Here is an 8,621-nt window from a genome sequence, read left to right on the forward strand (position 1 = left end):
ACGTCACTCAGAAGATGGCGACGAACGCCTCGGCGCTTATTGCCGTGCGCACCTATCCTCATATCGACTACTATGAACGCGCCTGGCAGGGGGCCGACCTGCTTGATCGCGCCCTTCGCGGCGAGATTCGTCCCCGCACTGTGATCGCCAAGCGCCCGATGCTCCGCGGTCTTGATCACGGGCGCACCCAGACCGGCCCGATGCGCAAGCTGATCGACCGCGGCGAGGCGCTGGAAGCCTCCGGCAAGGCGCTCGTGGTCAGCATCTGCGCCGGGTTCGATCTATGCGACATTTACGATGTCGGGCCAAGCGTCACCGTCACTGCCGATGACGACACCACCGAAGCAAAGCGCATCGCCGAGGAATTCATGGACTATGCGTGGGAGACACGCGAGTTTCTCTCCCCCTCCCACGTCAGCATCAGCATCACCGAGGCAGTGGAACGCGCCAAAACTGGCGAGGCGGGCGTCGATAAACCGCTGGTGCTCGCTGACATCAGCGACAATCCCGGCGGTGGTACTTACGGCGATGCGACGAACCTGCTGCGCGCGATGATCGCGGCCGACCTCCAGAATGCGGCGTTCTATGCGATCTTCGATCCCGCGGCCGTGCAGGTCGGCATCGCCATCGGTGTCGGCAACAGGGGGCGGATCCTGCTCGGGGGCAAGCACGCCCCCGAGTTGGGTGGGGAGCCGCTCGAGGTCGACGCGCAGATTGTCTCCATCACCGACGGGCGTTTCCGCTGTTACGGACCCATGGGCGGAGGCGTATGGCAGAGTATGGGACCGAGCCTGATGCTGCGCGTGGGCGGTATCGAAGTTGCAGTCGTCTCGCGGAACGAGCAAGCGCTCGACCTTGCCCAGCTCACCTCCCTTGGCATCGATCCGTTTCACTGCGCGACCATAGCATTGAAGTCCTTTCATCATTTCCGTGCAGCGTTCGAACCGATCGCGCGCGAGGTCATCAGGGTCGACGGTGGCGGGATGAATGGACCCGCCGCCCTATCAAAGAAAGAATACGGTCATGTCCGCCGTCCGATCTGGCCGCTCGATGAAATCGAGCTCTAGCGGGCTTCCCTGATTGGGGTCGTTGAGGTCAAGCTCCTCCTGATGTTTTTCCGGACCATGTCGCCCCGCGGGGTCACTCCTATCGCATCGATCTCACCGGTGAAAGCATGCGAAAACAGCGCCCGCCAAGCGCACCCGAAAACACCGAAGCTTGACCTCAAACAAAACCCGATCCAAACATCAACCAGACCCAGGATCAGTCCGAGACCAATGGCCGCCTTCAAATCGGAACGCCGGCCGGAATAAAATCGGAATGACTGGCCGGCTTCATCGGAATACGCAGCCGTCCGCGCCGCGATCACCGAACCGTGGTCAAACGGTCCGACGGAGGGCCAGATTACGAAACTCAAGCTCGTGAAGCGCCAGATGTACGGACGCGGAAAGTTCGATCTCCTTCAAGCCAGATTGATCGGTGCTGCATGAACCCGAACTTCATCCAGATTGCGTCAGACCCAATTTTGCACGCCGATTCACAACGACGAGCGCATGACACTTATGGCGCTCACCCGTACCTGCGCTCTGGTACCATCCCGCTGCTTCTATCAAGACGCGCAAGCGGATTTTGCGCACCGTCATCAAGGAGATCGTCGTGGCGGCGAGGACGGGCGGTTGCACCTCGTGCTGCACTGGCAGGGCGGCAGCCACACCCGAAGTGCTGAAGAACCGGTAGGCGCGCTCGCCAAACCGCTTTAAGATCGACATGGCGAAAACGGCCGGTGCGTGAACTCGCCCGCCTCTTGCCGGACCATAACATCGCCCCGGTTCTCAATCGGCTCAAAATACGCTCGCCAGAGGACAGACCTGGACCCAGCTGCGCGTGCGAAAGTTTCCGCCGCGCGCATCAAGTCCAGGTCTACCGGAAGGGCTAAGGGGCGGAGCGCCATGAGTTGATCCTGAGCGAAGCAGCAAACCATCTCGGCGTCAGACAAAATGACTATCATTCGCCTGATCCGCGAATGGGCTGTCACCCGCAAGGCAGGCTTGCGCTGGCGCCCTTATCTCATCCGCGAGGATGACCTAGCCAGCCTGTCGGCGTCGCCGATCATTCAACCGATGCGCATATTTCCAGCAGCTGATGCCAGCCTGGCACGAACGGGCCAGGCGTGAGACCTCGATGCCCAGCACCAGCCCCACACGGCCAGCGTCGCTCGAGCTGTCACGCACACCGTCCTGCGAGGCCATTCCTCCAGCATCTCGCTGATGGTGATATCCGGCTTCGCCTCGATCAGCCCGAGAATGTAATCGCGATGCTGATCGAGCTTCGAGCCGCACGGCTTGCCTTGCGGCCGGGCTTGCGGTCGCCCCTCTCGCACGCTTGCCGAACCCAGCGGATCGCCGTCGCGAGCCCGATGTCAAACCATGTTTTAAATCGGCGGCACCGGCAGGACCCTGATACATTTCGGGGACCCAGCCGAACAAGTATTGCTCGGCCGGAACGGTCCAGCGCGTGCGCTATACGGGGTCGCTTCTAAGCATCGATCGCATAGACCACTCTCATGACCCGATTCGGATGCCAACCGCTACCTGCTTTCGCCACGCAGGATCGTGTCGGCGGCATCGGCCAGCGCCTGACACCCGAGCACCAGGTCTGCATCGTCTGTGTTTTCGGTCCAATGATGGCTGACACCGCCAATGCTTGGCACGAAAAGCATCGCGGCTCTCAGCTTGCGAGCAATGATCTGTGCGTCGTGACTGGCGCCGCTTGGCATTCTCACATAGGCACCGGGCGCATGGCGCGCGGCTGCGTTCTCTATGGCTTCCTGGAAGGCAGGATCCATGTGCCATGGTTTGCCGGCCTCGGTCCGCTCGATCTCCGCGCGGCAGCCGGTTCTGATCGCAGTCTCTTCTACCAGATCCCTTAATGTGGCATCGAGGCGCTCAAGCACCTGCATCTCTGAATCCCGGAACTGGAACAGCATCTCTGCCTTGCCCGGAATTATGCTGGGAGCGCCCGGTTCCAGGCTAATGCGGCCTGTGGTCCAGACGGAACGCGGTCCGGCCACTTTCGGAAAGCGTTCGGCAATGGCCGTGGCTAGCGTCGCTGCAGCGAGGCCGGCATCCTTTCGGATAGCCATGCGCGTCGTACCGGCGTGATTCTGGATGCCGCGAAAGACGATTGAGTACTGCCAGAGCCCGACAATGCTCGTAACAACACCGATCCGGTTGCGCGAGGCTTCCAGCGCGTCGCCCTGTTCTATGTGTGCTTCCAGATAACCAACGTAGCGTTCCGGTTCCACCAGAGATCGGGGAACACCGGCTAGGCCGGCTGCACGGAGCGCTTCCCTGAGCGGCAGCCCATGATGGACATTCACAGCGCGGTCGATCTCCGCCTCGTCGATGTCACCGATGAATGAACGGCTACCGAGCAACGATACAAAGTGGCCTTCTTCATCCGCCCACGCAACTGGGGCGATGGGAAGGCCAGCAGAGTCCGGCGTTTCCGCGAAGGTCCGGGCAATCTCGAGCCCGTACAGCACGCCAAGCGCCCCATCAAGCCAGCCGGCATGGTTCTCGGATTCTGCGTGCGATCCGATTAAGAGAGATGGCCGTTCCGAGAGAGGGGTGCCGAACACATTGCCCACCCCATCGATATGCGCCTGAAGCCCTACGGCTTCGTATTGCTGCGCAAGCCAGCGGCGGCTGTTCATGTCCTCTTTCGAATACGTCGGGCGATGGACACCCGTCCGGTACGCTCCGAATTGCGCGAAACGTTTGAGCTCCGAGAGTAAGCGCTCGGCGTTGATCTTTGGCATCTCCTGCACCCCGTCCTGTAGTTCGTCCTTAATGAGTTTAAGTTAAGCTGGTGACGACAGCCTTTGGACGGCTTGTCGGCGGTATGCCGGGTCGGCCAGCACCGCCCAGCACAGATCATCCTGATGGGCTGTCAGCATCCGTCACCCAGCTATCCAGACCGACTTGAAATTGTCGAAAGGGCGATGTCGGAATTCGGCCGCGAAGACTGCGTACCTATCCTAGGGCAGACCACGCCAATCGATCACGGTTCACCGAGTCGCAACGAGCCAAGCTCATGTAACAATGCCGAGCCAGTGCGGATCCCGCTGTAGAAGCAATCAAGTGTTAGATTTTCATTCGGCGCGTGGTTTGCTTCATCATGGTTCGCGTACGGCGTTTCGAAAGCAGGAATTCCGAGTATCTTGGTGAAGACATAGCTGGGCAGGCTGCCAAAACCCGCTGGGATAAGCAGGGGCTCCTCCCCCTGCGCTGCGACGAAAGCACGGCGCAACGGCGCGGTGAAGGGCGAGGCTATAGGCGTCTTTGATGGGGACATGTTCTCCATCGCGATGAGCTCCACATCGGGCGCGTGTTGCTTCACATGCGCGGCTACCTTGCGCAGTATGTCGGCGGGGTCCTGCGCTTCCACCAGCCGTATGTCGCACTTTACGAATGCCTCGCTGGGCAGGACGGTCTTACTACCAGGCCCGCCATAGCCGCCATGGAAGCCATTGATTGTTAGCGTCGGGCGTGAGCACAGCCGCTCATAGAAGGGCCGTTCAGCCGGCGCATCGAGCCGCACGAGCCCGAGGCTCTGCTTATAGGCCTCAACATCGAGCGGCAGGCGCTCGATTGCGACTAGCTCCTCGGGCGATGGCGGCTCGATACCCTCGTGGAAACCGTCGATAGTGATTTCACCATCCACATTTTTCATGGTGCCGAGCACATGCAGCAATGTCCAGATCGGGTTGGGCACCACGCCACCATAATTACCCGAGTGGAGATCGCGGCTGGCGTGGCGGCAACGAAGCTCAAAGGAGAGCACGCCGCGCGATCCGAACTTGATCACAGGTGCACCGCTCGCATGACGCGGGCCATCGGCCGTGACGGCAAGATCAGCTCTTAGGAGATCCTTGTTGGCCTGCACAAAATCGGCAATGTGCGGGCTGCCGATCTCCTCCTCGCCTTCCAGCAGCAGGATGACGTTGCAGGGCAACGTGCCATGCACCTTGAGGTGGGACTCGATCGCCAGGATCTGGGCAAAATGCTGGCCCTTATTGTCTCCCACACCGCGTGCATAAATGCGCTGGCCACGGATGGTCGGCTCGAACGGAGGCGAGAGCCATTTTTCGATCGGGTCGGCTGGTTGCACGTCATAATGGCCGTAGAGCAGCACGGTCGGCTTGCCCGCAGCCTTTTCCCACCGCGCCACAACCATGGGATGCCCCGCCGTCGGCACCAGGTTCGTTTCGAGTCCTATATCCGTCAGCATTTCGACCAGCAGGGCCGCTACTTCGTCGATACCTATGTTCTCGGCACTGACGCTTGGATGACGAAGATACTGCGTCAGACGCTCGAGAGACCGGGGGCGGTTCCGATCGATATACTCGAAAATGGCGTTCAACTTATCAAAAGATGTCATGTCTTTTTCCAATGAAAGAAGGAGAACACCGGCCTGCCATTTCGACACGATGAGGCACAAATCTGCTGTAGGCCGCCGCGCGTTTCAGTAACGTGGGTCACTAGAGCAGGTCGGCATAACAAGAGCTTGCAGCGCGACGATGATCCGCACTGCGATAAAATCGAATCGATGCTTCAACGCGGCGAACCCACATGACAACGCTCTTGACGATCATGTCGAAGTCGTCCTGCGATGCTATCACCGCGCCATAGTACGAATGCGACAGCCACGGTCCATAATTCCATGTGCGGTTTCCTCTCGCCCCCGCAGGGTTTGTCAGACGGAAATCAGAATACAAGCGGTCTTGCACACGAACTCCTTGGCTTCCGAGTCAGGCGTGGCTGTGCCGACGAGAGCTTTCACCTAAGCCTCACATAGGTAGGAATAACTCTTCACGACGAACGATCCTTGCCGAAAACGCGCTACTTGTGAAATACCTGCTCCACTAGACGGTGTTTTTTGAAATCGGCCTGATCGGCATCGGAGATGTGCCATAGTCTGGCTATCGAAACTCGCGTGAGGAGAGCCATCTGTCGAGAGGCTCGCACTATTTGGATGCGCCAGGCGCACGGTGTTGACGCGATCCGATCCGTCAAACGCACTACGAGGTCGCGATGAACTGCCTAATATGCTGCGAAGCCTGCGCGACTAGCCATCGCGTGGGCGGGGTTTTGGGTGAGGTTCGCCCAATGCCGTTGTAATGATCTTCTTTGACGTGACCACCTTTACTCGGGACGCGCTGCCGCCGGATCATGGCCCCAGCACGATTGCGCCGCTAAACAGGATTAGAGGAGATAAGCCGACGAAGCGTGCCGACCTGTCGACATGTTTGGTACTGGAGCCATACGGCATGAGATCAAGGCGGTCGGCCCCCCCCCCTATAGCGCTGCATGGCCCGCCCAGAATCGTGGAAAGGCGGCCGAAGTCGCCAAGATCAGGCTAGCAGAGTATGCCGGCACGCAAGCCGCGCGCTCGTGCACGAAGGGGTGCACGACGGCTCCAGGAGGCTCGGACAAGCTTCTATGGGCTTGGGTCGCCAAAGGACCTTTGTCGCGGGCGGCGCGGTTGGCCACGGCACAGCTCGGTTGCTGGCGGCCTTTTTCATCAAACCGAGCGAGTTTCTGCAGCCCGCGTTTCAATAGCCGTGGCATTTTGGCGCAAACGCTCCCACGCCAGGTGGTACTGTCTCGAAGTGTCGTCTTCGAAAGTCATTCGTTGGAGAGATATGCCTCTTTGGGATCGAATGCCTTAATCGTCGTGCCGACCGAATGATAGGTGCGGGTTAACCGAGCCACTATCCAAAAAGGGGAACGGAACACATGAGAATCACGCGACGCGACCTCGTTAAAATGGGCCTGGCGGCCGGAACGGCTGTAACAATTCCGTCGGTCTTGCGGGCACAGACGGCATCAACCGACGCACGTACGGTGCGGATGGTGATGGAGGACTTTACTGCCTTCGACCCCTACTTTACAACCGCTAACATCACCCACAGCCACGCCTACGCCATTTACGACACGCTGTTCTCGCCCGACTCCAGGTTTGCCCTGCAATCGCAAATGGTGGGGAAGTGGGGCGTTTCCGACGACAAGAAAACTTATACGTTCGAGCTGCGGGATGGCCTGGGCTGGCACGATGGCACTCCCGTCACTGCAGTCGACTGTGTCGCCTCGATCCGCCGCTGGGGCCAGGTTTACGGAAGCCTTCTTATGGATCGGGCTAAGGATATCTCGAAGAAGGATGAGAAGACTTTCACTATAACGCTCAAGGAACGGCTGGGGGTTATAGACCTGATGACCTTGGGTTACCCAGTTTTCGTCATGCGCGAAAAGGATGCGGATCGCCCGCCAACCGAGCAGGTGACCGCGAATATAGGATCTGGGCCGTTTAGGTTCAATCATGCTCTTGCCAAGCCGGGCGCCAGCTTTACTTACGACCGCAATGAACAATACGTCCCGCGCAGCGAGGCCCCCGACGGCTTCGCCGGTGGGAAGGTGGTCAAGGTCGACCGGGCCATCTGGGAAAATATCGCGGATCAACAGACTGCTTTGGCTGCCTTGCAAGCCGGTGAGGTCGATTTCCTTAGTTTCCCGCCCGCCGATCTTTACCCGGTGATCGAGAGCGATCCCAACCTTGAACTCCAAGCTCTGAACAAGTCGGGCGACGACATGTTCTTGCGCATGAATTGCCTTCAGAAGCCGTTCGACAATGTGAAGGCGCGTCAAGCGATGCTTCACCTGATCGACCAGGATGCGTTCCTCCGTGTCATTTCCCCCGATCCAAAATACGGTCGCACTGTTACTTCGATATTTGGAGCCAATACGCTCTATACGAACGACGAAAATACGGGATGGTTCAAGAAGGGAGGCAACCCGGAACGGGCGAAGCAGCTCTTCCAGGAGGCCGGATACGCCGGTGAGAAGGTCGTCATTCTCCAGCCGACGACCCGGCCGCAGGTTAGCGACGCCGCGCAGTTTTTGGCGGCCAGCCTGCGTAAAATTGGGGTCAATGCTGAGCTCGCGCCAAGCGACTGGGGCGGGGTTGTTGCGCGCCGGGCGAGCAAGGACCCCGTCGAAAACGGCGGCTGGAGCATCTTCATCACTACCTCTTCCGATTCTGACTTTAGCGACCCGGTTAGTGCGCCCTTCTTAAGTGCAAATGGCGGGAAGGGTTGGTACGGTTGGCCGAATAACGACGAATATGAGGCTCTTCGGGCCAAATGGGTTGATGTCGAGACGCGGACAGAGCGCCAGGCCCTGGCCCGAGAGATGCAAAAGCTATGGTGGGACTTCGTTGGCTTCGTCTTGTTGGGACAATATGCTTCGCCAATCGCGCGACGTAAGACGCTCACAGGCCTCATGGAGGTTCCAAACTACATTCTCATGTGGAATATGCAGAAGGCCTGAGCAGTGGCCGCTTACATTCTCAGGGTCTCGACCGTCGCTGCCAGAGCCACCTAAAGGTCCTGAGCCTAACTGCCACACGTAGTCCACAGCAGCGCCATCTTTTATGCAATCCGGAGATATTCCCATGGGGCACCACGTCCTCACTGGCGAGATCGAGCATGAGGCAAACACCTTCAGCAAAGTGCCGACCACGCTCGAGCATTTCCGGTCCGGTGCCTTGCTGCTGGGCGACGA

Annotated in this window: 6 protein-coding genes and 1 pseudogene; 5 read left to right on the forward strand and 2 right to left on the reverse strand. The window is 59.3% G+C overall.

Going from position 1 to position 8,621, the window contains the following annotated elements; genetic code table 11:
- The 3 genes and pseudogenes from NKI66_RS32310 to NKI66_RS32315 all read left to right on the forward strand — a co-directional run.
- The coding region (locus NKI66_RS32310; protein WP_352754046.1) for an MlrC C-terminal domain-containing protein at positions 1–1,067 on the forward strand (1,067 nt) is incomplete at its 5' end.
- 279 nt (positions 1,068–1,346) lie between these two features.
- A pseudogene (locus NKI66_RS32750) lies at positions 1,347–1,490 on the forward strand (hypothetical protein); the annotation flags it as partial.
- A gap of 507 nt (positions 1,491–1,997) precedes the next feature.
- Positions 1,998–2,174, forward strand: a complete 177-nt coding sequence (locus NKI66_RS32315; protein WP_352754048.1) for a hypothetical protein — start codon at positions 1,998–2,000, stop codon at positions 2,172–2,174.
- A 413-nt stretch (positions 2,175–2,587) separates the two neighbouring features.
- Here the strand turns inward: NKI66_RS32315 and NKI66_RS32320 are convergent, their stop codons facing one another.
- Both NKI66_RS32320 and NKI66_RS32325 read right to left on the reverse strand, forming a co-directional pair.
- The gene (locus NKI66_RS32320) at positions 2,588–3,820 is read right to left on the reverse strand and encodes a hydantoinase/carbamoylase family amidase (RefSeq protein ID WP_352754050.1); all 1,233 of its coding nucleotides are present in this window, start codon (positions 3,818–3,820) and stop codon (positions 2,588–2,590) included.
- A 242-nt stretch (positions 3,821–4,062) separates the two neighbouring features.
- On the reverse strand, positions 4,063–5,442 hold the full coding sequence (locus NKI66_RS32325; protein WP_352754051.1) for a M20/M25/M40 family metallo-hydrolase: 1,380 nt from the start codon (positions 5,440–5,442) through the stop codon (positions 4,063–4,065).
- A gap of 1,358 nt (positions 5,443–6,800) precedes the next feature.
- Between NKI66_RS32325 and NKI66_RS32330 the strand changes: the two genes are divergently transcribed.
- Positions 6,801–8,387 (forward strand): ABC transporter substrate-binding protein, encoded by a 1,587-nt coding sequence (locus NKI66_RS32330; protein ID WP_352754052.1) that lies wholly within the window; start codon positions 6,801–6,803, stop codon positions 8,385–8,387.
- Positions 8,388–8,511: 124 nt separating this feature from the next.
- On the forward strand, positions 8,512–8,621 hold a 110-nt coding region (locus NKI66_RS32755), incomplete at its 3' end, for a M81 family metallopeptidase (protein WP_502900991.1).

Source organism: Mesorhizobium sp. M0518 (assembly GCF_040321125.1).
GTDB lineage: Bacteria > Pseudomonadota > Alphaproteobacteria > Rhizobiales > Rhizobiaceae > Mesorhizobium.

Excerpts from the sequence above, each read along its gene's own strand:
- NKI66_RS32315 (WP_352754048.1), top strand. The coding sequence starts at position 1,998 with ATGACTATCATTCGCCTGATCCGCGAATGGGCTGTCACCCGCAAGGCA.
- NKI66_RS32320 (WP_352754050.1), bottom strand. The coding sequence starts at position 3,820 with ATGCCAAAGATCAACGCCGAGCGCTTACTCTCGGAGCTCAAACGTTTC.
- NKI66_RS32325 (WP_352754051.1), bottom strand. The coding sequence starts at position 5,442 with ATGACATCTTTTGATAAGTTGAACGCCATTTTCGAGTATATCGATCGG.
- NKI66_RS32330 (WP_352754052.1), top strand. The coding sequence starts at position 6,801 with ATGAGAATCACGCGACGCGACCTCGTTAAAATGGGCCTGGCGGCCGGA.